Raw genomic sequence first — 22,078 nt, forward strand, 5'->3', positions numbered from 1 at the left:
TTAAGCTCTGATCCGGGGTTGCTGTTCCAGTGCATCGACCCGGGAGACATCCACCAGCTTCACCAGCTGGCTCCACAACTGCTGGATGGGACGTACCGATTCGACAGTAACCGTGATCCGCAGCTGTTGGCAATCCTGCTCCATGTTGAGGGCGCAGAGATTGAAACCGCGGTGACGGACCACCCGCAGCACCCGTTCCATCACTTCGGGTCTGGGTTGGGCATGGATTTCCAGGGTGCTGGTATTGAGCTGGTTCATGGGCGTTGCTCCATCATCTTGTGGTTGGCGACTCCTGGCGGAACCAGGGGCCAGACATTTTCTTCCTCTGAAATAGCCACATGCAGCAGATAGGCACTCTCGCTCGCCAGCAGGCGATCCAGTGCCGGACCTATCTCTTCCTTGCATGTGATGGTCTCGCCTGGGATGCCGAAGGCGGCGGCCAGAGCGACGAAATCGGGGTTGTCGGACAGATTGGTCTCGCTGTAGCGACCGTCGAAGAACAGCTCCTGCCATTGGCGCACCATGCCGAGGCGCTGGTTGTCCAGCAGCACCATCTTCACCTTGAGCCGGGCACGGCGGATGGTGCCGAGCTCCTGCACGTTCATCATGAAGGAGCCGTCACCGCTCACCAGCACCACCTCGTCATCGGGGCGCGACATCTTGGCGCCGATGGCGGCGGGCAGGCCGAAGCCCATGGTGCCTAGGCCGGCACTGGAGAGGTGGTTGCGCGGGCTGGTGAAACGCATGTGCTGGGCCACCCACATCTGGTGCTGACCCACGTCGCAGGCCACCACGCTGGTGTCAGGCAGCTGGCTTGAAAGCTCTTTGAGCAGGGCCGGGGCGTAGATGGCCTGACCCGGATGGTCGTAGCGGAAGGCGTATTCCCGAGCCATGGTGGCACAGTGCTCGCGCCAGGGGTCGAGGGTCAGCGTCATCGCCAGGGCGGGCAGCACACGCTTGAGATCCGTGGTGATGCCCACATCGGCGGCGCGACGCTTGCCGAACTCCGCGGCGTCCACATCCAGGTGGATCACCTTCGCCTCGGGGGCAAACTCTTCCAGCTTGCCGGTCACCCGATCATCGAAACGGGCGCCTACCACCACCAGCAGATCGCACTGCTGTACCGCCAGGTTGGCGGCCTTGGTACCGTGCATGCCGAGCATGCCCAGATAGACGGGGCTGTCGGGGTCGAGGGCACCAATCCCCTTGAGGGTGGTGACCGCCGGCATCCCCGTGGTGGCGGCAAAGTCGCGCAGCTGCTGCTCGGCATTGGCCATGCCCACCCCACCGCCGACGTAGAGTACCGGACGCTCAGCACCGGCCAGCAGGGTACGGGCGACCGTCAGTTCGGCCGGATTCAGGGGGTCGGGTTCCTCCACGGCAAACAGCGGGCTTTGAGAGGGAACGGCGGCCAGTTGCACATCCTTGGGCAGGTCGATGAGCACGGGACCCGGACGCCCTTCGGTGGCGATGGCGAAAGCTTCGGCAATGACCCGTCCCAGATCCGCCGGGTCAGTCACCATGAAGGAGTGCTTGGTGCAGGAGAGGGACATGCCGAGCACGTCCACTTCCTGAAAGGCATCGGTACCGACGGCGGCGCAGGGCACCTGGCCGCTGATGGCCACCAGCGGTACCGAATCGAGCAGTGCCTCCGCGAGGCCGGTGACCAGGTTGGTGGCGCCGGGGCCAGAGGTGGCGATGCAGACCCCCACCTGACCGGAAGCGCGGGCATAACCCACCGCAGCCATGGCGGCACCCTGCTCGTGGCGGCAGAGCTGATGGGCCAGGCCACCGTCATACAGGGCGTCATAGACCGGCATGATGGCCCCGCCCGGGTAACCAAACACCTGGGTCACACCCTGTTTCTTGAGAGCCTGTACCAAAAACTGCGCGCCGTTCATGTGGAAAATCCTGTCCTTTGGTCGAAAAAAAACCCCCGGGCCGTGAGGCTCGGGGGTCGCTTGTTTCGTTCTGTCCGGTGGTGGGTCTATCCCTTGTTCCGTGCAGCCAAACGAGCCCCGAGCGGTGAGATAATAATCACCACTAGGACCACAATAATGCTGACGAAACGGGAGGCCATGTTCATAGTTACAACCGGAAATCCTGTGAAATGGGAGCGGAGCTTGCCGCGAATGGCTATTAGAACTAGCACGGTGATTTTTATTGGGCAAGCACTTTTTACCTGACAAGACTCTGATTTTGACTGCTCTGAAACCTGACAACTGGAACAAAAAACTAATAAAAAACGGTTAACCAGCATATACATCAAACCAAGGACGGTATTTATGTCATTAGCTGTTGTTTATAGCCGTGCCAGCCTGGGGATAGCGGCGCCGCAAGTCACGGTGGAAGTGCACCTCTCCAACGGCCTGCCCGCCTTCAACATGGTGGGGTTGCCGGAAACCTCGGTGAAAGAGTCGCGGGATCGGGTGCGCAGCGCCCTGCTCAACGGCAATTTCGAATTTCCGGCCAAGCACATCACGGTCAACCTGGCCCCTGCGGATCTGCCCAAAGAGGGGGGCCGCTTCGACCTGGCCATCGCCATCGGCATTCTCGCCGCATCCAAGCAGATACCCGCAAAATACCTGCTCGATCACGAATTTTTAGGGGAATTGGCCCTGACGGGCGAGATCCGCCCCGTGCTTGGGGTGCTCCCCTCGGTGCTCGCCTGCCGCGACGCGGGGCGCACCCTGCTGGTCCCACGGGAGAACGGTCCGGAGGCTTCCCTCATACAGGATGCCGAGGTGCGCACCGCCCACCAGCTGCTGGCGGTCACCGCCTGGCTGGCGGGCCAGTACGAACTGCCGCTGCCGGAACCCCAGAGCGCGGAGACCCTGCCCGACGTGCCGGATCTGCAGGACGTGATCGGTCAGTCCCAGGCGAAGCGGGCGCTGGAGATCGCCGCAGCCGGCAGCCACAACCTGCTGTTCATCGGCCCCCCCGGCACCGGCAAGAGCATGCTGGCCAGCCGTCTGCCCGGCATTCTGCCACCGCTGAGCGAACAGGAGGCGCAGCAGACCGCCGCCATCCACTCCATCGGCGGCCTCACCCCCCGCGCCGGCCACTGGCACCACAGGCCGTATCGCACGCCCCATCACAGCGCCTCGGCAGTGGCGCTGGTGGGCGGGGGTACCCATCCCAGGCCTGGCGAAATTTCCCTCGCCCACAACGGGGTCCTGTTTCTGGATGAACTGCCGGAGTTCGAGCGCAAGGTGCTCGACTCCCTTCGCGAGCCGCTGGAAACCGGGCACATTACCATCAGTCGTGCCGCCCGCCAGGTGGATTTTCCCGCCCGCTTCCAGCTGGTGGGTGCCATGAATCCCAGCCCCTGCGGCCATTATGGCGACGGCCAGACCCGCTCCAACCCGGATCAGATCCTGCGCTATCTGGGCAAGCTCTCCGGCCCCTTTCTCGATCGGTTCGATCTGACGGTAGAGGTCCCGCTCTTGCCCAGGGGGAGCCTGACCGGCAAGGCGGAGCGGGGGGAATCGAGCCAGCAGATACGCGAACGGGTGCTGGGGGCGCGAGAGCGCATGCTGAGTCGCAGCGGAAAACTCAACAACCTGCTGGATAGTCGTGAAATCGAAGATGTTTGCAGATTATCGCCACAGGATGCCGAGTTTCTGGAAGGTGCCATCCAGAAGCTGGGGCTCAGCATCCGGGCCTGGCACCGCATCCTGCGGGTATCGCGCACCATCGCCGATCTGGCGGGACACGTCACCATCGAGAGAGCGCATCTGATCGAAGCCCTGGGCTATCGTGCCATGGACAGGCTGTTGTCACGGCTGCGCGGGGGCCCGTGAGCGGGGGAACGGCAGCAACCACCACCCGACCCGGAAAGGGCGCCACCATGGTCTAGTCGTGGGCCGGCTGATATTATGGCAACAGATCTGACCACTTGGTTGCCATCCACCGATACGAAGACGGATTCCACCATGCCCAACAAGCTGATAGAGCGACTGCGCGGCAGCCTCTCGACCCTGCTCTATTTCATCAACACCCTGTTCTGGTTTGTCCCCGTCCTGCTGCTTGGCCTCATCAAGCTGCTGCTGCCCTTCAAGGGGGGGCGACGTCTCTGCAACACCCTCCTGGACGGCTGTGCCACCCACTGGATAGGTTTCAACAATCTGATCCAGAAAACCATCATCAATACCCCTTTCGATGTGGTCGGAGTGGACAAAGGGCGCCGGAATGAGTGGTATATGGTGATTGCCAACCACCAATCCTGGGTCGACATACTGGTATTGCAGCGGATTTTTAATCAAAAAATCCCCTTCCTGAAGTTTTTCCTCAAGAAAGAACTGATTTGGGTACCTTTTCTCGGTCTGGCCTGGTGGGCGCTGGATTTCCCATTCATGCGGCGTTATTCCCGAAAATTTCTGGAAAAGCACCCGCATCTGAGGGGAAAAGACATAGAAACCACGCGCAAGGCGTGTGCCCGTTTCCGCCATATGCCGGTGAGTGTGATGAACTTCGTGGAAGGGACCCGCTTCACCGTCGGCAAGCACGACAGGCAAGGGGCACCCTATCGTCATCTGCTGCACCCGAGAGCAGGGGGCATCGCCTTCACCCTGGCGGCCATGGGGGATCAACTGCACAAGCTGGTGGATGTGACCATCGCCTATCCCGGCGGCGTCCCCAGCTACTGGGACTTCATGTGCGGTCGGGTCAAGGAGATCAAGGTTCGGGTCCGCTTTCTGCCGATCGAACGCAATCTGGTGGGGGATTACTTCAATGACCCCGAGTTCCAACAAGAGTTTCAACAGTGGTTGAACGGGATCTGGCACGAGAAGGACCAGACCCTGGATAAGCTGCTGGCGGACAAGACGCAGTAAGACACTCATGCCAAACCTGCTCCCGGGCCCCCTGGTGCTGTTCATCAGCGCCGGCCTGACCATACTGTTTACCGCCCTGTGTGCCAGCCTGATCCTGCTGGTTTCTCTGGCCAAACTGCTGCTGCCCGTACCGGCCTTTGGTCGCGCCTGCAGCCGGCTCAACAATCGCTTCATGGGCCTGTGGCTCGGTTGCAACGCCCTGGTGATCCGCCTCACTACCCGCATAGACTGGCAGATTGAGGACAATACCCGGCTGCGCAAGGATGGCTGGTATCTCATCATCAGCAACCACATGAGCTGGACCGATATCGTGGTGCTCGGCCACCTGTTCCGCAATCGGCTGCCGGTGCCCAAGTTCTTCATGAAGCACGAGCTCATTTACATCCCGCTGCTGGGGCTCGCCTGCTGGGGGCTGGACATGCCCTTTATGCGCCGCTATTCGAGAGAGTTTCTGTTAAGAAATCCGCATCTGCGGGGCAAGGATATCGAGACCACCCGCAACGCCTGCGAGAAGTTTCGCCACATTCCCACCACTGTCATCAACTTCGTGGAGGGGACCCGCTTCACCGATCAGAAGCGCGAGGCCGCCCGCTCCCGCTATCGCCATCTCATGCCCCCCAAGGCGGCAGGACTCGCCTTCACCCTGGCAGCCATGGGCGATCAGTTCGACAGCCTGATCAACGTCACCATCAGCTACCCGGACAACCCCGACACCCCCTTCAAGGATTTCCTGATGGGGAAGATGAAGCGCATCCGGGTGCGGATCGAGGAGCTGCCGGTGGACGAGCAACTGGTGGGGGATTACTTCAACGACAAGCAGTTCAAACGCGGTTTCCAGGAGTGGCTGAATGCACGCTGGAAGGAAAAAGACGAGGTGCTGGCGCAGTGGCAGGCGGCCGATGCGGCGGCTCAGACCGATCCGCAGGCAGCCAAGGCGAGCGCCGAGGCCAGCTCGGGCAGCTGATCCTCGCTGAACACCCCGATGCCGTGGCGGCGCAGCAAAGCCGTGGTCTTGCCCTCTCCCGCCAGTGAAACCCCTTCGAAGCGGCCATTGTAGATGCGACCGCTGCCGCAGGAGGGGCTCCCCTCCTTCAGAAGGGCGAAGCGAATGTCCTGCTGCTGACAGAGGGCCAGCGCAAGGGCGGCGCCCCGATCGAACTCGGCCGTCACATCCAGCCCGCTTTCGGTGACCACCCGCTCCCCCTGGCGCTCGGCAGGGGGGCGTGGCGTCGGCAGGCCACCCGCCACCTCGGGGCAGAAGGCCAGCGCCCGCCCCTCGGCTCCCAGCGCCTGCAGCCAGTCGCTGACAATCCCCTTGCTCTGGCCGTCGTAACGCACTGGCTGCCCCAGCAGACAGGCGCTCACCAGCACCTTGTGCATTCCCGTCTCTCCCATGCTGTCACTTCCTGTGTGAGGTGCCAGTGCACCAGACCCGCTATGGGGCGACAATCCGGCTTTCGCAGACATCGGCTTATGCTTCCGCACCGTGCATCACCTGATCGAACATGACGCAACAGGGGGTCTCTAGCCGATAGAGGATGGCGGGACGTTGCTTGCCGGTGCGCTTGCGCCCTGTATCCACTAGGATGTCGGCACGGTGGAGCCGCTTGCGAAATGCGGCCGTGTTCATGGGGGTCTGCAGGACGATCTCGAACGCCCGTTGAACCTCGGAGAGGGTGAATTCTGCCCCCAGCAGATGCAGCGGCAGGGTGCTGTAACGGCTCTTGATGCGCAGCCGCTCCAGCCCCATGGCGACCAGCTTGCCGTGATCGAAGGCGAGTTGCAGGCCGGGCAGATCGTCCAGAGGATGCCAGCGACCGCGCACCGCCCCCCCATCGGGATCCGCCAGACAGAGATAGACGAGGGTGGTGGACCAGCCGCGGGGATCCCGCTCCAGGTTGCCGAGGGTACAGACCTGCTCGCTGTAGCAGTGCTCCAGCCCCCACTCTGCCAGCAGGCGATGGCGAGCCGCGTCCAGATCCCGATCCCGGGTCTCGTCGATGCGCAGGGCCGGCAACTGCCAGCAGTGGGCAAAGGGGGGGCGATCCCGGGTCTCGAGAAGCAGCTCGATCCGCTCCTCGCGCAACCGCAGCACCACCATATCCAGACTCATTCTCGGCATCCTGGTCGACCTGCTCGCCTTCTAATAATGTTTGGTAGATAATATCACAAGAATATTATGTGAAGGAGCCATCCATGGGAATCATCGCCAGCCTGGATATTGATGCGCAGAAGGGATTCACCCCCCTCTGCCCGAACGAGCTGCCCGTCGCTGGCGGGGATACCATAGTGGCGGCGCTCAATGCCCAGGCTGCCCTCGCCACCCTGCGAGTCGGCAGCAAGGATGCCCACCCTGCGAACGCCCCCTGGGTGGTGACCGAACCCGGCGCCATGTTGCAGCCCCTTGCACTGGCGAATGCCGATCTCACCTGGCCGGCCCACTGCGTGCCCGGCACACCTGGGTTCGAGCTGCTCGACGGCCTGCCCGCCCCCATCGACTACGATTTCTTCGTCTGGAAGGGGGTCGAGCCGGACCTGCATCCCTATGGCGCCTGCTATCACGACCTGGCGGAGCGGCGCAGCACCGGGCTTATCGAGTTTCTGCAAGCCCGCGGCGTCACTACCGTGCTGGTCGGCGGCCTCGCCACCGACTATTGCGTCAAGACCAGCGTGCTGCAACTGCGTCGCGCCGGTTTCCGGGTCATCGTCCACCTCGACGCCTGCCGCGGCATCGCCCCCGAGACAATCGACCAGGCCCGCACCCGGATGATCGAGGCCGGCGCCGAGCTGGCCCAGACCCTGGCCGACATTCAACGCCTGCTGGATGCCTGACATGCCTTCCATTTTCCACTGCCCACCCGACACCGGCGCCCACCCATCACAGATGCAGCCAGAGTGCGTTGCCCGCGCAGCACTCATCACAGGAGCCTGATATGCCTCCCATCCTCCACAGCCTGCTCGACACCGATGCCTACAAGCTGCACATGCAGCAGGCGGTGTTCCATCGCTATCCGGATGCCGACGTCGTCGCCGAGTTCCACAGCCGCAACGAAGAAGACCTGCTGCCCATGATGGGCCAGATCGAGGAACAACTGCGCCTCGCCGGCTCCCTGCGCCTGACCCGGTCCGAACTCGACTTCCTGGCCGAACGCCCCTTCTTCACGCCCGACTACCTGGACCACCTGCGCCGCAAGCCGCTGGACGCCTCCCTGCTCAAGGTGTTCGAGCAGGATGGCCGCATCAATGTGCGGGTCGAAGGCCCTTGGCAGGACGTGATCCTGTGGGAGATCCCGGTACTCGCCATCATCAGCGAGATGCGTAACCGCTTCCGCTACCCCCAGTTCGGCGTCAGCCAGGCACTGGAGCGGCTCGATCAGAAGATCGACAAGCTGGAGCGGGAGCTGAGCCGGGAGGAGATGAGCGAGTTCAACCTCATCGACTTCGGCACCCGTCGCCGCTTCTCCCTCGCGGTACAAGACGCCGTGGTGGGTCGCCTCAAGGAGCGGCTGCCGGCGTTTCGCGGCACCAGCAACTACCTGCTGGCCCAGAAGTACCGGTTGCCCGCGGTGGGCACCCAGGCCCACGAGTGGTTCCAGGCCCACCAGCAGCTCGGCTTCCCGCTGGAGCTCAGCCAGCGCGCAGCCCTCACCAGCTGGCTGGACGAATTCACCAACCACCTCGGTATCGCGCTCACCGACTGCATCACCATGGATGCTTTCCTGCGTGACTTCGACTTCGAGCTGGCGAGCCGCTACCAGGGGCTGCGCCACGACTCCGGCGATCCCGTGGTATGGGGCGAGAAGGCCATCAGCCACTATCAGCGGCTCGGCATCGACCCTGCCGAGAAGACGTTGGTCTTCTCCGACGGGCTCAACCTCGACAAGGCCGTCGAGCTGCTGCGCCACTTCCGCGGCCGCATCAACACCAGCTTCGGCATCGGCACCAAGCTCACCTGCGATCTGCCCGGCGTCAGCCCGATGAACATCGTGTTCAAGCTGATGGAGTGCAACGGCGGCCCGGTCGCCAAGATATCCGACAGCCCGGGCAAGACCCTCTGCCGGGATGCGGACTTCATTCGCAACCTCAAGCAGGCCTTCCACGTCGGGGTCTGAGTCAGGCCCGCGAGACGCCAAACAAAAAGCCCGCCGGTTTGCACCGGCGGGCTTTTGTATCGACTCAGGAATGATCAGTCCTTCTTGGCCAGCAGGAATTTCACCAGCTGGTTGAACTGCTCCTGGGAAGTGATGGATTCAATCTTCACCATGTACTTGCCGTTGACCAGGAAGGCCGGCACACCGCGCACATTGTAGCTCTCGGTGTTGCGATCGAACTGGGAGACCATGCCGGAGACGGCGAAGCTGTCGACGGCACCGTCGAACTCCTCGGCCGGCACGCCATTGTCCACGAAGACCTGCTTCACGTCGGCGCGGCTCTGGGGGATCTGGCGCTGGGTGTGGATCTTGTCGAAGATGGCCGGGGTCAGCTTGCCTTCCACGTTCAGCAGATTGGCGACGGCGTAGGCACGCTGCATCTCGGGACCCATTTCACGGCCCAGGAAGGCCACCGGGTTCTTCTTCATCGGCACGCCTTCCGGCAGGCTCTTCTTCAGATCCTCGGCAATCGGCTCGAACTTGGCGCAGTGCGGGCAGAAATAGGAGAAGAACTCCATCACTTCCGGCTGGGCGCTGCCGGTCTGGCTGACCACGTCATAGTTGACACCTTCCTTGAATTGCGGGGCGGCGTGAACCATGGGGATCATCAGCATGGCAGCGAGGAAAAATAGTACTTTTTTCATGACGTTTCCTGTTAAGGGATCACTGTGAGGCACGCCCGGCGAACCGAAGCAGTCCAAGCCTATTGCCTCACCCTCGTGCCGTCAATGGCAAAGGCAGACAGGCGGGACCGCCATCCCGCCTCCCACGGGCACCTTGCCGCTGTGGCAATGGTGCGGGCGACACCACCAGCGGACGCCCCGTGGCGTGGCGATCTGCCGGGTTCACGCCCCTACCACTGCGGCATCAGGCTGAGCGGCGGGGCCTTCAATGCCTCGAGCTGATCATGCAGGGTCGCAATCTGCTGGCGCCAGTAGTGTTCGGTGTTGAACCAGGAGAAGTGGCGGGGGAAGGCGGGATCTTCCCAGCGTCTTGCCAGCCAGGCCATGTAGTGGACGATGCGCATGGCACGCAGCGGCTCGATGAGCGCCAGCTCCCGCGGGTCGAACTCCATGAACTCCTCATACCCCGCCAGCAGGGTATCGAGCTGGATCTGCTGCTCATGACGCTCCCCGTTCAGCATCATCCAGAGATCCTGGATGGCAGGGCCGGTGCGGCAATCGTCGAGATCGACAAATAGGGGGCCGTCACGCCACAGGATGTTGCCCGGGTGGCAGTCCCCATGCAGGGAGATGCGCGCCACATCCAGGGTCATGGCGTCGCATACGTGCCGGATCAGCTCGTCCAGCACCCCGAAGAAGGACTTGGCCAGCCCGCTCGGCAACCACTCGCCTGCCGCCAGCAACTGACGCGGCTCGTGCAGCATGCTCTCCACATCCAGCGGAACCCGGTGATGAAAGGCATGGCTGGCACCGACGCTGTGGATGCGACCGAGGTAACGCCCCACCCACTCCAGCTGGTCCAGGTTGTCCACCTCGAACTGACGCCCCCCGACGCTCTGCCAGATGGCAAACGGGTAGCCCTGATGCTCCAGCAGGGTTTCGCCGGCAAAGGCAATGGGAGCGGCGACCGGGATCTCAGCTTCACAGAGGCGAGCGGCAAACGCGTGCTCTTCCAGGATCTGGGCCCGGCTCCAGCGACCGGGGCGGTAGAACTTCACCACGTAGCGACGGCGATCCTCATCCTGGAACTGATAGACGCGGTTCTCGTAACTGTTGAGCTCGATAAGGCCGGAGTCGATGCGCAAGCCGCTGAGATCGATGGCATCCATGATGAGATCGGGATTGAGGTCGGAATAGTTGAAACGCATGTCATCCACCATAGAAAAGGGGCGCTGTTGCGCCCCATTCTATCACCACTGTCTGCCGTTGCCGTGCATGGCGGTGCGCCTTGCCGTCACAACCTGCTGATAAACTTGCTCGGTTGGCGCAAGGTCCCCTTGCTGTCGTCCGGCGCCGCGCCTTCCCGCTTGAGCACGAACTGGACGTCCAGAGTGGGGCGCTTCAGGTTGAAGGGATCCACCGCCAGACTCACCGGCAGGGTATAGATCTCGCCCGCCTTCAGTGTCACCTCGCGGGGTCCGAACCACTGGTACTCCGGCAGCCCTTCCACGTCCAGCCGGTAGGTCTGGGAGTTCAGGGTCTTGTTGAGGATCTTCAGGGTATAGGTGTTCTCGATGAGCCCCTCGCTGTTTTCCCGGAACAGCTGGTTGCGATCCCGCAGGATGTCGAGCCCCATGGGCATGATGGACATGGCGTTATAGACGAAGACCCCCAGCATGACGACCATCACTAGGCCATAGCCAATCAGCTTGGGCCGCGCCACCTGGGTTTCACTGTGGGCCAGCTTGTGCTCGGTGGTGTAACTGATGAGCCCCTTCGGATACCCCATCCGCTCCATGGTCTGATCGCAGGCGTCGACACAGGCGCCGCAGTTGATGCACTCGTACTGCAGACCGTCACGGATGTCGATACCGGTCGGGCAGACCTGCACGCAGAGGTCGCAGTCGATGCAGTCCCCCAGCCCCAGGGCCTTGGGATCGGCCTTGCGACCACGGGCGCCGCGGGTCTCGCCACGCTGGCTGTCATAGCCGACGATGTAGGTGTCCTTGTCGAACATGGCGGACTGGAAGCGGGCATAGGGGCACATGTGGATACACATGATGGCGCGCATCCAGCCGGCGTTGCCATAGGTGCAGGCGGCGAAGAACAGCACCCAGAAGATGACCCAGCCTCCCGCCTGCAGGGTGAAGAAATCGGGCACCAGGTGGAAGACATCCTGGAAGTAGGCGACGAAGGTCAGCCCCGTGCCCAGCGACAGCAGGATCCAGGCCAGGTGCTTGGCGCCCTTCCGGGCCAGCTTCTCGCCGCTCCAGGGCGCCGCATCCAGCTTGCGACGCTTGTTGGCGGCCCCTTCCAGCTTCTCCTCGAACCAGATGAACAGGAAGGTCCACACCGTCTGGGGACAGAGGTAGCCGCACCAGACCCGGCCCAGGAAGGTAGTCACGAAGAAGAGGGCGAAGGCCGCGATCATGAAGACCCAGGCCAGCAGGGTGAGATCCTGCGGCCAGATGGTGGCACCGAAGATATGGAACTGCTGGTGCTCCAGATCGAACAGCACCGCCTGACGGCCGTCATAACGCAGCCAGGGCAGGAGAACAAAGAGCGCGACGAAGAACCAGCCCATGGCCTTGCGCACCCGCTGCCAGTAACCGGTCTGGGAGCGGACATAGATGCGGTTGCCGGGGTTGAACCTGTCATCTCCCGCCTTGAAGGTGTTGGGATTGAAGGTCCCGGTGACGTCACCGGTCACATCCTTGATGTCGATCTTGTCCTTGTCGGCCATTGCAACACATCGCTCCACTCATATTGTTATGAAAGCGATTATATCTTAAACAACCTGCTAATTGTGTGGGTTAAATGTATCTATAGTTCGAGTCCCGTCGCAATTTCAGGCAACAAAAAAGGCCCATAGCCAGTTGACTATGCGCCTTTTCACAGACTCTATTGAAACCTTTCTCTGATGGCGATGTGACGGCCGGATTACTTGATGCCGCGGGCCTTGAGCAGGGCCTCCTTGAAGTCGGGCACGTGATCCTTGGCCAGCCCCGGGATCATCGCCTGCTTGTCGGATTCCCGCATCTTGAGGTGGTAGATCAGCATGTCGTCGGTCAGTGCGGACAGGGGACCGTCAAATCCCGCCTCCTCGGCCAGTTTGGCAACAAACTGCACCAGGCTGAGATCCTGCTCCTTGATCCAGGCAGGCTGCAGCAGTTCCAGCAGCTCTTCGATACGATGACATTGCATAGACGACCTCTTTAATCTGTCTTGTGAAACTCAGGCAACCTTACCCATCAAGGCTACTTCGATACGATCCCGGCCATTATGCTTGGCCTGATAGAGCGCCGCATCCGCTTTCTGGATAAGCTCGGCAATGGAGTGATGCTGATCCGGCACCAGGGTCGCCACCCCGAAGCTGCAACTGACCCGCCCCGAGACCCGGGATTTGTGGTGGGGAATGCCGAGGGCTCGCAACGAGGTACGCACCTGCTCGGCGATCTGCATGGCCCCCTGCAAGGTGGTGCAGGGCAGCAGCAGGGCGAACTCCTCTCCGCCGTAACGGGCAGCGAGATCGTCTTCCCGCCGCAGCACTTCGGCCAGCAGGCTCGCCACCTGCTGCAGGCACTGGTCCCCCACCTGATGACCATAGTGATCATTGAACTGCTTGAAGTAGTCCACATCCACCAGCACCAGAGAGAGAGGCGCCCTGGCACGGTGGCAGCGACGCCAGGCGCGCGCCAGGGAGTCGTCGAGATGGGCCCGGTTTGCGATGCCGGTCAGACCGTCGAGGCGGGACGTGAGCTTGAGGTGCTCGGAGACCGCCTTCAGCTCGGCCACCAGATCCGCATTGGAAAAACTGTGGTAGAGAGAGGCCACCTGATCCCGCCGCAGGCGCCGCAGCAGGGTCGGCAGAAAGACGAACAGATACCCCGCCAGCATGCAGGAGACGATACGCTCCTGGGTGTTGCCGCCACTGAGCTCGAACAACATGGCAAACCCGAGGGGCAGCACGGCCCCATAGAGGGTACGACGGCTGCCGAACAGCATGATGGCGCTGCCGGTCAGGATCAGGCTGGAGAGCATCATCATGGCGGCACGATAGGTGTCGGGCAGCTTGTCCATGTAGAGCAGCACGCCCAGTGCCCAGACAATGGAGGTGATGGTCACCCCGACAAAGAGCTCGCGCTCGAGCACCGGCAGCGGAAGCTCCGCCAGCCTGGGCTGGCGCCAGCGCAGATGCCACCAGCGCCCCAGCAACAGCAACAGGACCAGACCGAGCCAGCCCAGCGACTCGCTGGCCGGCAGGTAATCGTGGAACAGCAGGCTCCAGCTGATCGCCAGCAGCCCCAGGCAAGGCAGGCTGAAGGAGGCATGGGTATAGAGCTGGACCATGATGGCCCGCCGCACCTGATATTTCACACTCTGTGTCAACTGGGTACTCCCTGTACAAGAGCCGCACAGTTTAACACTCCCCTTTCCTGCTCAACAATCAATCGACCGCTATTAAGCTGCCACTCAGCGCGTCCTCTCCCGTACAGGCCCCGACAGACCCTTTTCTGCAGGGTCGAATGGCGCAGCCCTCCCTCACCCTTTCTCCAGCTCGTCGAGGATGGGACACTGGGGATTCGCATCTCCGTGACAGCAGCTCACCACCTCCTCGAGGGCGCTGAGCATGGCTTGCAAACCGGCAATGCGAGCACGCAGATCGACGATTTTCTCCTGGGCCAGCTTTTTCACCTGGGCACTGGTTCTGTGCTCGTCCCGATAGAGCGCCAGCAGCTCCTGACACTCTTCCAGATTGAAGCCGGTCTCCCGCGCACGCTTGACGAAGCGCAGCTCCCGCAGGGAGGCATCCGTATAACTGCGATACCCGTTGTCGCTGCGCACTGGCGACGAGATGAGGCCGATGCTCTCGTAGTAGCGGATGGTCTTGGCGGTCAGGCCGGTGGCCTTGGCGACCTTGCTGATGTTCATGAATGACTCCTTTGGGATTCAGATGCACGCAGGCTGCCCGCCCGGGGCTGCCAGCGCTTCAATAACAGGGAATTGCTCAAGACGGTGATGCTGCTCAGGGCCATGGCCGCCCCCGCCAGTTCCGGGCTGAGGTAACCCAGCGCCGACAGCGGAATGCCGATGATGTTGAACACGAAGGCCCAGAACAGGTTCTGCTGGATGGTGCGCCAGGTGGCCGCCGAGATGTCGATGGCATCGGCCACCAGCCGCGGATCAGACCGCATGAGGGTGATGGAGGCGGTCTCCATCGCCACGTCGGAGCCGGAGCCCATGGCGATACCCACATCCGCCGCCGCCAGCGCCGGGGCGTCGTTCACCCCGTCCCCCACCATGGCGACCAGCCCGCTGGTTTGCGCCCGCAGCGCCTCCACTTTCTCCACCTTGCCGGCTGGCAGCACGGAGTCAAAGGCCCCGTCCAGTCCCAGCTTGGCGGCGATATGGGCCACCGGCGCCGGCGCATCACCGCTCACCAGCCAGCTGGCGATGCCGCGCTGACGCAGGGTGGCGATGGCATCCGGACTCTCGGGGCGCAGGGTATCGGCCAGCGCCGCAATGCCAGCCACCACGCCGTCGATGGCCACCCAGACCCGGGTCGCGCCGTCGGCAGGCTGCTTATCCTGCGCGGGCACCTCAATGCCGAGCTGGGCCAGCAAAGAGCCATTGCCGATGGCGACCGTATGACCGGCGACCTGACCGACAATACCGGCACCGACCCGCACCTCCACCGCCTCCGGCTGGGGCAGCGTAGTCTCCTTGCCGACCGCCTCGCGCATGGCCAGCGCCAGCGGGTGTTCACTCGCCTGCTGCAGGGCGGCGGCCAGACGCAGCTGCTCGGCTGTGCCGCTCCAGCTCGCCAGCACGGGCCTGCCCTGAGTGAGCGTACCTGTCTTGTCGAAGATGAGCGCCTTGATGGCGTGGGCCTTCTGCAGGGTATCGACATCTTTGATCAGAATGCCGTGGCGCGCCGCCACCCCGGTACCGGTGACGATGGCCGCCGGCGTCGCCAGCCCCAGCGCACAGGGACAGGCGATCACCAGCACGGCTACCGCCGCCAGCAGCGCCTGACCGAAGTCGTTGCTGATGGCGTACCACACCAGCAGAGTGAACAGGGCGATGGCCATCACCACCGGCACGAACACGGCGGAAACCTTGTCCACCAGCTGTTGCAGCGGGGCCTTGCCCATCTGGGCGCTCTCCACCAATGCGATGATCTTGCTGAGGCTGGAGTCCTCCCCCACCGTAGTGGCTTCAATTTCCAGCACGCCGGAGCGGTTGATGGCACCGCCCAGCACCTTGTCGCCCGCACTGCGCAGCACCGGCAGGCTCTCGCCGGTGAGGATCGACTCGTCCAGCTCACTCTCACCGCTCACGATTCTGCCATCCACCGGTACCCGTTCCCCCACCAGCACCTGCAGCCTGTCGCCGCGCAGCACCTCGTCGATGGCGACGCTCTGCCAGCGCTCGCCGCGCCAGACGGTGGCGGTTTCCGGCCGCAGCGCCATCAACTCGCGAATGGCGGACTGGGTACTGCGTCTGGCTCGCGCTTCCAGCAGTTTTCCGAGGGAAATCAGGGTAATGATGATGGCACTCGCCTCGAAATAGAGCTGGCCGCTGGCAGCCATCCCCAGCGTCAACAACAGATAGAGACTGTAGAAGTAGGCCGCACTGGTACCGGTCGCCACCAGCACATCCATGTTGGCGGAGCGGTTCTTGATGGCGAGCCAGGCACCGCGATAGAAGCGGGCCCCGATACAGAACTGCACCGGGGTTGCAAGCACCAGCTCCAGCCAGGCGGGCAGATGCCAGGGCAGCAGACCGGCCATGGCCAGCATCCCCACCAGCAGCGGCAGGGTCAGCAGCGCCGAGACGATGACCCGGGTTTGCGCCTGACGGGCAGTGGCGGCCTCCTGCGCTTCCCGCTCCAGCAACTGCTGGCGGCGGCCGCTGGCCGAGCCTTGTGCCAGCTGGGCGCCGAAGCCGAGGGCCTCGATCTGCTCGCGCAGGCCAGCGGACGTCTGCATCCCGGGAACCAGCACGATACGAGCCTGCTCGATGGAGAAGTTGACGTCGGCGGAGATGACGCCGGGCAGCGCCGCCAGCATCTTGTTCAGGCGGGCCGAGCAACCGGCACAGGTCATACCGGTGATTTGAAACAGGATGGTCTCGCTGCCGTAGTCATAACCCTGCGCCTGGATGCTCTCCAGTACCGCCGGCAGACGGTCGGGGCTGGTCAGCTCGATGGCCGCCTGCTCCAGCGCGAAGTTGACGGTGGCCGATACCCCGTCGAGCTTGTTGAGGGCGGTCGTGATGCGGCCGGCGCAGTTGGCGCAGCTCATGCCACTGAGCGGCAACTGCAGATGAATGGGTGATTGAAGATGAGTGGTCATGTTGTTCCTCCCCGGAACCCGTCGGCCGAAACCCGCGCCGATGACCAAACCTTAACCTTTACTGTAAGGGCAAGCTCAAGTGAGCACACCGACTTTTTGTGAAAATAAAAAACGGCGCCGTTGGGCGCCGTTGACGGGATCGGCTGCATGCCGATCTGTTCCCTTCTCCCCTCGCGGGAGAAGGGCCGGGGATGAGGGGGAAACCGGGTCGTCAAATACCGTACTGGGCGCGGTAAGCCTTCATGGCGGCCAGTTGCGCCGCCAGCTCCGGCTGTTCGGCCTGCTTCTCTTCCAGATACTGGATCAAGTCGCTCATCTGGATGATGGCGATGATGTGAGCGCCGTAGTCACGCTCCACTTCCTGAATGGCGGAGAGCTCGCCCTTACCCTTCTCCTGACGGTCCAGCGCGATCAGCACGCCAGCCAGGGAGGCGCCGTTGGCCTGGATCAGATCCATGGATTCGCGGATGGCGGTGCCGGCAGTGATAACATCGTCCACCAGCATGATGCGCCCCTTGAGCGGGCTGCCCACCAGATTGCCACCCTCGCCGTGATCCTTGGCCTCCTTGCGGTTGAAGCACCAGGGCACGTCCACGTCGTGCTGCTCCACCAGCTGCACCGCGGTGGCGGAGGCGATGGGGATCCCCTTGTAGGCCGGGCCAAACAGCACATCGAACTCGATACCGGCATCCATCAGGGCGGCGGCATAGAAGCGGCCGAGACGGGCCAGATCGCGGCCGCTGTTGAACAGGCCGGCGTTGAAGAAGTAGGGGCTTTTACGACCGGATTTCAGGGTAAATTCACCGAATTTGAGGACCTGCTTCTCCAGGGCAAACTCGATAAATTGACGCTGGTAGGCTTTCATTCTGGCTCCTTGCTTGGCTTGTCGTTGTCTTGTGTGGGGGTATAAAAAAACGCGGACAGTGCCGCGTTTTTAAAATCATGCAAGCGACTGCTTCTGCAGCGCAATGATATCGGCGATGCCGCCCTTGGCGAGGGCCAGCATGGCCAGCAGCTCCTCGTGGGTGAAGGGTTCGGCCTCCGCGGTGCCCTGCACCTCGATGATGCGACCATCTTCGGTCATCACCACGTTCATGTCGGTCTCGGCGGCGGAGTCTTCGATGTACTCCAGATCGCAGATTGCCTCCCCTTCGAACATGCCGACGGAGACGGCCGCGATCATCTGCTTGAGCGGGCTCTGTTTGATCAGCCCCTTCTCCACCATCCAGTTCAGCGCATCCACCAGCGCCACGCAGGCACCGGTGATGGCGGCGGTACGGGTACCGCCGTCGGCTTGCAACACGTCGCAGTCAACGGTAATGGTGTGCTCGCCCAGGGCACTCAAGTCTACCGCCGCGCGCAGGGAGCGGGCGATCAGACGGGAGATCTCCAGGGTGCGGCCGCTCTGCTTGCCGGAGGCCGCTTCGCGGTTCATCCGGGAGTGGGTGGAGCGCGGCAGCATGCCGTACTCGGCAGTGACCCACCCCTGCCCCTTGCCTTTGAGGAAGCGCGGCACGCTGGTGTCGACGCTGGCGGTGCAGAGCACGCGGGTGTGGCCGAATTCCACCAGCACGGACCCTTCAGCATGCTTGGTGAAGTGGCGGGTGATGGTTACCGGACGCACCTGGGCGGCGCTGCGATCGCTGGGACGGGACATGGGACTGACCTCTGGGCTGGCTGAATTGGCGCAGGAGTATAAGCGATCGCTACTCAAATATCAGCCGCTAAAACCACCTCGTCGGCTGACGGAGCTGGCCTGGCTGAGTATACTGGCCGCACACTTCATCAAGCCCGGAACAAGCAATGATTCACAGCATGACCGCCTACGCCCGCAAGGAACTCAAGGGCGACTGGGGCACAGCCGTTTGGGAAATTCGTTCGGTCAACCAGCGCTATCTGGAGACCTACATTCGCCTGCCGGAACAACTGCGCAGCCTGGAGCCGGTTCTGCGTGAGCGCTTCCGCGCCAAGCTGCAGCGCGGCAAGGTGGAGTGCAACCTGCGCTTCGAGGCCGCCCAGGCCGCCGCCAGCCAGCTGCACATCAATGAAGAGCTGGCCAAACTCATCATCGAGAGCGCCAACTGGGTGATGAAAGAGGCGGGCCAGGGTCAGCTCAATCCGGTGGACGTGCTGCGCTGGCCGGGGGTCATGGCTGCCGCCGAGCAGGACATGGACGTGGTCGCCACCGAGCTGCTCGGCGGTTTCGATCTGACCATGGAAGATTTCCTCGCCTCCCGCGCCAGCGAAGGGGCCAACCTCAAGGCCCTGATCGAGCAGCGTCTGGCCGGCATTCAGGTAGAAGTGAAGAAGGTGCGCGAGCACCTGCCGCAGATCATCGAGTGGCAGCGCCAGAAACTCACCGACCGGCTGGCCGAAGCCAAGGTGGAGCTGGATCCGGCCCGCATCGAGCAGGAGATCGTGCTGCTGGCCCAGAAGATCGACGTGGCCGAAGAGCTGGATCGCCTGGAGATGCACATCAGCGAAACCAACAAGATCATGAAGAAGGGTGGCGCCTGCGGCCGTCGCCTCGACTTCATGATGCAGGAGTTCAACCGCGAGTCGAACACGCTTGGCTCCAAGTCGATCAACGCCGAGGTGACCCAGTCCGCCGTCGAGCTGAAGGTCCTCATCGAGCAGATGCGCGAGCAGATCCAGAACATCGAGTGATCTCCCTCATCGATGCACCAGCCCCCGCCACCCGGGGGCTTTTTTTATGCTCGTTTCCCGCAGCGCTCAGCCGCCTGACTGATGGCAGCCCCAAGCAAAGGGAGCCCGACATGTACCATCACGCAAAGAGGGTCTGCCATGCAGACCCTCTTCTTCTTTTCTATGCATCCCCCACCCGCGCAGGCTAGACCGGTGACTTCAGCCTTCGGCTGCGCAGCAGCAGGGGAAGCTGGTAGAGCACCAGGGCGCCCAGCACCAGGCCGGCGCCGGCCAGCTTGGCGGGGCCCAGGGGTTCGTCATAGAAGAGGGTGCTCAGGATAAGAGTCCAGACCGGTTCCAGCAGCATCAGCAGGGCGGCGTGGGCCGTGGTCATCCGGCTCAGGGCGTGGGTGAGCAGCCAGTAGCGCAATGTGGTGGCGATCAGGACGCTGGCCGCAAACCAGCCCCAGATACCAGTGCCGATGCTGGCGGGCCACTGCTCGGTCAGCAGGGAGAGCAGGGTGCCGAGCAGTCCGGTCACCGCCAGCTGGATGCAGGTGAGCCAGGTAGGGGGAATGGACTGGGCGAAGTGGCGGTGCACCGCGAGCTGAACCCCCAGGGTGGCGGCCGCCGCCAGAAACCAGAACAGGGAGAGCGACACGCCCCAGTGGGTGCTGCTGGAGAGCAGCAGCAGGCCAGCCACGGCGACGGGCAGGGTGAGCCAGTAGTGGCGGCCGGGTCTGGCCTTGAAGGCGGCCCAGGCGGCGAGCGGCGCCATCAGGGTGGCCACGCTCATGATGAAGGCGCCACTGCCGAGCGCATCGCTCTGGCTGATGGCGGTAACCCAGAACAGCAGGCTGGCCCCGAGCAAGGTGCCGCACCCGGCGGCACGCAGCAGTTGTGAGCCATTGGGGGGCGGCTCGCGCAACCAGGCGAGCGGCAACAGCAGCAGGGCGGCCAACAGGAAGCGGCTGCCGATAAAGGCGGCGGTGGGCAGTTCGCGAATCGCCTCTTTCGAGAAGAGCCAGCCAGCGGCGGCCAGCAGGGTGACCAGTATCATCAACAGCAGGGGAGCGCGGTTCATCGGAGCATCACAGGGTCAGGGGCAAAGGGCAGAGCATAAAGGAAAGAGGCGCGGATTGTCTCCCGGGGTTTGGCAGACATGCTGGCGGGGCGGCCACCACGCCGCCCCGCCTCAGTCGTCACTTTCCAGGCTGGCGAGGCAATGGGAGAGGGTGCGCGCCAGCGCCCCCTGATTGCGCAGCACCACGGCGCGGGCCTGCTCCCCCATCTCGCGGCGAGCAGGGGCATCGCCGAGCAGGGTGCTCACCCGGTGGCCGAGCGCCTCGGCGTCCGCCACCACGGCCGCGCCCCCCTGGGCCACCAGCTGGCGGGTGATGTCGCTGAAGTTGAAATAGACGGGGCCGGTCAAGCAGGGTTTGCCCAGCGCCGCCGGTTCCAGCAGGTTGTGACCGCCCACGGGCACCAGGCTGCCACCGACAAAGGCGAGATCCGCCGCCGCCAGCATCAGCGGCAACTCGCCCATGGTGTCACCCAGGTAGATCTTGTCGCTCTCGCCGACCGCACTGCCCGCCGTACGCCGCACGCAACCGTAGGGGGCGCACAGCTCGGCCACCCGTTCGAAACGCTCGGGATGGCGCGGCACCAGGATCAGCAGGGCGGAGGGGTGGGCCTTGAGCACCCGATCGAAGGCGGCCAGCACCTGCTCGTCTTCCCCTTGGTGGGTACTGGCGGCGATCCAGACAGGTCGTGCCTCCCCCAGTTGCTGGCGCAGGGCACGGCCCCTGGCCTGCACCTCGTCGCCAAACTGGATGTCGAACTTGATGGATCCGGTCACCGCCAGCCGGTTGCGCGCTATGCCCAGCCGATGGAAGCGATCCGCATCGTCCTGATGCTGGCACAGCAGGTGGGTCAATGGGCGGCTCAAGGCATCGAATGCGCCCTGGAAGCGACCATAGCGCTGACAGGATCGCTCCGAGAGGCGGGCATTGAGGATGGTCACCGGCAGGTGCCGTGCCTCGCAGGCCGCCAGCCAGTTCGGCCACAGCTCGGTCTCCATCACCCAGAGGGCGCGGGGCTTGACGGTGCTCAGAAACGCCGAGACGGCCCAGGGATAGTCGAGAGGCGCATAGCGGTGCACCACCAGATCCCCGAGCTTGGCAGCCTGTTCGGCGCCGGTGCGGGTGGTGGTGGTGAGCAGGATGGGCAGCTCGGGGCGCTCGGCCTTGAGGGCGCGGATGAAGGGGGTGATGGCCAGGGTCTCCCCCACGCTCACCGCATGGATCCAGAGGGGAGCCTCCTGTCCGGTCGGCGGCAATCGCCCCAGATGCTCGGCCCAGCGCGCCCCGAAGCCGGGCTTGCCTTTTTTGGGCCTGTAGAGCGCCAGCAGTGCCAGGGGCAACCCCAGGTGGATCAGCAGGTTGTAGAGCAACCGGTAGATCATG

The 22,078-nt window shown here is 63.3% G+C and carries 21 protein-coding genes; 6 read left to right on the plus strand and 15 right to left on the minus strand.

Annotated features, from left to right (window positions below; genetic code table 11):
* Both ilvM and ilvG read right to left on the minus strand, forming a co-directional pair.
* Entirely contained in the window at positions 1 to 258 is a 258-nt protein-coding gene (gene ilvM, locus PG879_RS14835) for an acetolactate synthase 2 small subunit (RefSeq protein ID WP_010676086.1), read from the minus strand.
* Positions 255 to 1,901 carry an acetolactate synthase 2 catalytic subunit gene (ilvG, locus tag PG879_RS14840; protein WP_041211990.1) on the minus strand — a complete coding sequence of 549 codons (1,647 nt, stop codon included), beginning with the start codon at positions 1,899 to 1,901 and terminating at the stop codon, positions 255 to 257. Before ilvG ends, ilvM begins: the two co-directional genes overlap by 4 nt.
* Before the next feature lie 384 nt (positions 1,902 to 2,285).
* On the opposite strand from ilvG, the gene PG879_RS14845 reads away from it, so the two are divergent.
* The 3 genes from PG879_RS14845 (at position 2,286) to PG879_RS14855 (ending at position 5,799) form a co-directional block, all read left to right on the plus strand.
* The gene (locus PG879_RS14845) at positions 2,286 to 3,803 is read left to right on the plus strand and encodes a YifB family Mg chelatase-like AAA ATPase (RefSeq protein WP_270830363.1); all 1,518 of its coding nucleotides are present in this window, start codon (positions 2,286 to 2,288) and stop codon (positions 3,801 to 3,803) included.
* A gap of 132 nt (positions 3,804 to 3,935) precedes the next feature.
* Positions 3,936 to 4,835 carry an acyltransferase gene (locus tag PG879_RS14850; RefSeq protein WP_270830364.1) on the plus strand — a complete coding sequence of 300 codons (900 nt, stop codon included), beginning with the start codon at positions 3,936 to 3,938 and terminating at the stop codon, positions 4,833 to 4,835.
* A 7-nt stretch (positions 4,836 to 4,842) separates the two neighbouring features.
* Positions 4,843 to 5,799, plus strand: coding sequence for an acyltransferase (locus PG879_RS14855; protein ID WP_039039684.1), 957 nt, complete (start codon positions 4,843 to 4,845; stop codon positions 5,797 to 5,799).
* Here PG879_RS14855 and PG879_RS14860 read toward each other — a convergent pair.
* Positions 5,745 to 6,230, minus strand: a complete 486-nt coding sequence (locus PG879_RS14860) for a DUF523 domain-containing protein (RefSeq protein ID WP_270830365.1) — start codon at positions 6,228 to 6,230, stop codon at positions 5,745 to 5,747. The genes PG879_RS14855 and PG879_RS14860 overlap by 55 nt on opposite strands.
* A 76-nt stretch (positions 6,231 to 6,306) precedes the next feature.
* Positions 6,307 to 6,957: an NUDIX hydrolase gene (locus tag PG879_RS14865; protein ID WP_270830366.1), complete on the minus strand. Its 651-nt coding sequence runs from the start codon at positions 6,955 to 6,957 to the stop codon at positions 6,307 to 6,309.
* 74 nt (positions 6,958 to 7,031) lie between these two features.
* Between PG879_RS14865 and PG879_RS14870 the strand changes: the two genes are divergently transcribed.
* Together PG879_RS14870 and pncB are read left to right on the plus strand one after the other, a co-directional pair.
* Positions 7,032 to 7,667: a nicotinamidase gene (locus PG879_RS14870; protein ID WP_045522729.1), complete on the plus strand. Its 636-nt coding sequence runs from the start codon at positions 7,032 to 7,034 to the stop codon at positions 7,665 to 7,667.
* 101 nt (positions 7,668 to 7,768) lie between these two features.
* Entirely contained in the window at positions 7,769 to 8,947 is a 1,179-nt protein-coding gene (pncB, locus tag PG879_RS14875; protein WP_010676094.1) for a nicotinate phosphoribosyltransferase, read from the plus strand.
* Between the two features lie 74 nt (positions 8,948 to 9,021).
* Here pncB and PG879_RS14880 read toward each other — a convergent pair whose 3' ends face one another.
* The 9 genes from PG879_RS14880 to rph all read right to left on the minus strand — a co-directional run bounded on the left by PG879_RS14880 (position 9,022) and on the right by rph (position 18,624).
* The gene (locus PG879_RS14880) at positions 9,022 to 9,630 is read right to left on the minus strand and encodes a thiol:disulfide interchange protein DsbA/DsbL (protein WP_010676095.1); all 609 of its coding nucleotides are present in this window, start codon (positions 9,628 to 9,630) and stop codon (positions 9,022 to 9,024) included.
* A gap of 209 nt (positions 9,631 to 9,839) precedes the next feature.
* Positions 9,840 to 10,829, minus strand: a complete 990-nt coding sequence (locus tag PG879_RS14885; RefSeq protein WP_039039688.1) for a serine/threonine protein kinase — start codon at positions 10,827 to 10,829, stop codon at positions 9,840 to 9,842.
* A 74-nt stretch (positions 10,830 to 10,903) separates the two neighbouring features.
* Positions 10,904 to 12,352, minus strand: coding sequence for a cytochrome c oxidase accessory protein CcoG (gene ccoG / locus PG879_RS14890; RefSeq protein ID WP_010676097.1), 1,449 nt, complete (start codon positions 12,350 to 12,352; stop codon positions 10,904 to 10,906).
* A 197-nt stretch (positions 12,353 to 12,549) separates the two neighbouring features.
* Positions 12,550 to 12,813 (minus strand): YihD family protein, encoded by a 264-nt coding sequence (locus PG879_RS14895; RefSeq protein ID WP_010676098.1) that lies wholly within the window; start codon positions 12,811 to 12,813, stop codon positions 12,550 to 12,552.
* Between the two features lie 30 nt (positions 12,814 to 12,843).
* Positions 12,844 to 13,998 (minus strand): GGDEF domain-containing protein, encoded by a 1,155-nt coding sequence (locus PG879_RS14900; protein WP_039039690.1) that lies wholly within the window; start codon positions 13,996 to 13,998, stop codon positions 12,844 to 12,846.
* A 153-nt stretch (positions 13,999 to 14,151) separates the two neighbouring features.
* Entirely contained in the window at positions 14,152 to 14,541 is a 390-nt protein-coding gene (gene cueR / locus PG879_RS14905; protein ID WP_270830367.1) for a Cu(I)-responsive transcriptional regulator, read from the minus strand.
* Complete coding sequence (locus PG879_RS14910; RefSeq protein ID WP_270830368.1) at positions 14,538 to 16,967, minus strand: heavy metal translocating P-type ATPase; 2,430 nt, start codon at positions 16,965 to 16,967, stop codon at positions 14,538 to 14,540. Before PG879_RS14910 ends, cueR begins: the two co-directional genes overlap by 4 nt.
* A gap of 211 nt (positions 16,968 to 17,178) precedes the next feature.
* On the minus strand, positions 17,179 to 17,832 hold the full coding sequence (gene pyrE, locus PG879_RS14915) for an orotate phosphoribosyltransferase (RefSeq protein ID WP_010676102.1): 654 nt from the start codon (positions 17,830 to 17,832) through the stop codon (positions 17,179 to 17,181).
* Positions 17,833 to 17,907: 75 nt separating this feature from the next.
* The gene (gene rph, locus PG879_RS14920) at positions 17,908 to 18,624 is read right to left on the minus strand and encodes a ribonuclease PH (RefSeq protein ID WP_010676103.1); all 717 of its coding nucleotides are present in this window, start codon (positions 18,622 to 18,624) and stop codon (positions 17,908 to 17,910) included.
* A gap of 146 nt (positions 18,625 to 18,770) precedes the next feature.
* On the opposite strand from rph, the gene PG879_RS14925 reads away from it, so the two are divergent.
* Positions 18,771 to 19,634: a YicC/YloC family endoribonuclease gene (locus PG879_RS14925; RefSeq protein ID WP_042016423.1), complete on the plus strand. Its 864-nt coding sequence runs from the start codon at positions 18,771 to 18,773 to the stop codon at positions 19,632 to 19,634.
* Positions 19,635 to 19,818: 184 nt separating this feature from the next.
* On the opposite strand, the gene PG879_RS14930 is transcribed toward PG879_RS14925, so the two are convergent.
* On the minus strand, positions 19,819 to 20,697 hold the full coding sequence (locus PG879_RS14930; protein WP_048209623.1) for a DMT family transporter: 879 nt from the start codon (positions 20,695 to 20,697) through the stop codon (positions 19,819 to 19,821).
* Positions 20,698 to 20,808: 111 nt separating this feature from the next.
* Positions 20,809 to 22,077, minus strand: coding sequence for a lipid IV(A) 3-deoxy-D-manno-octulosonic acid transferase (gene waaA / locus PG879_RS14935; protein ID WP_270830370.1), 1,269 nt, complete (start codon positions 22,075 to 22,077; stop codon positions 20,809 to 20,811).
* Position 22,078 lies beyond the last annotated feature (1 nt).

The organism is Aeromonas sp. QDB63, from assembly GCF_027707425.1.
GTDB classification, from domain to species: domain Bacteria; phylum Pseudomonadota; class Gammaproteobacteria; order Enterobacterales; family Aeromonadaceae; genus Aeromonas; species Aeromonas caviae.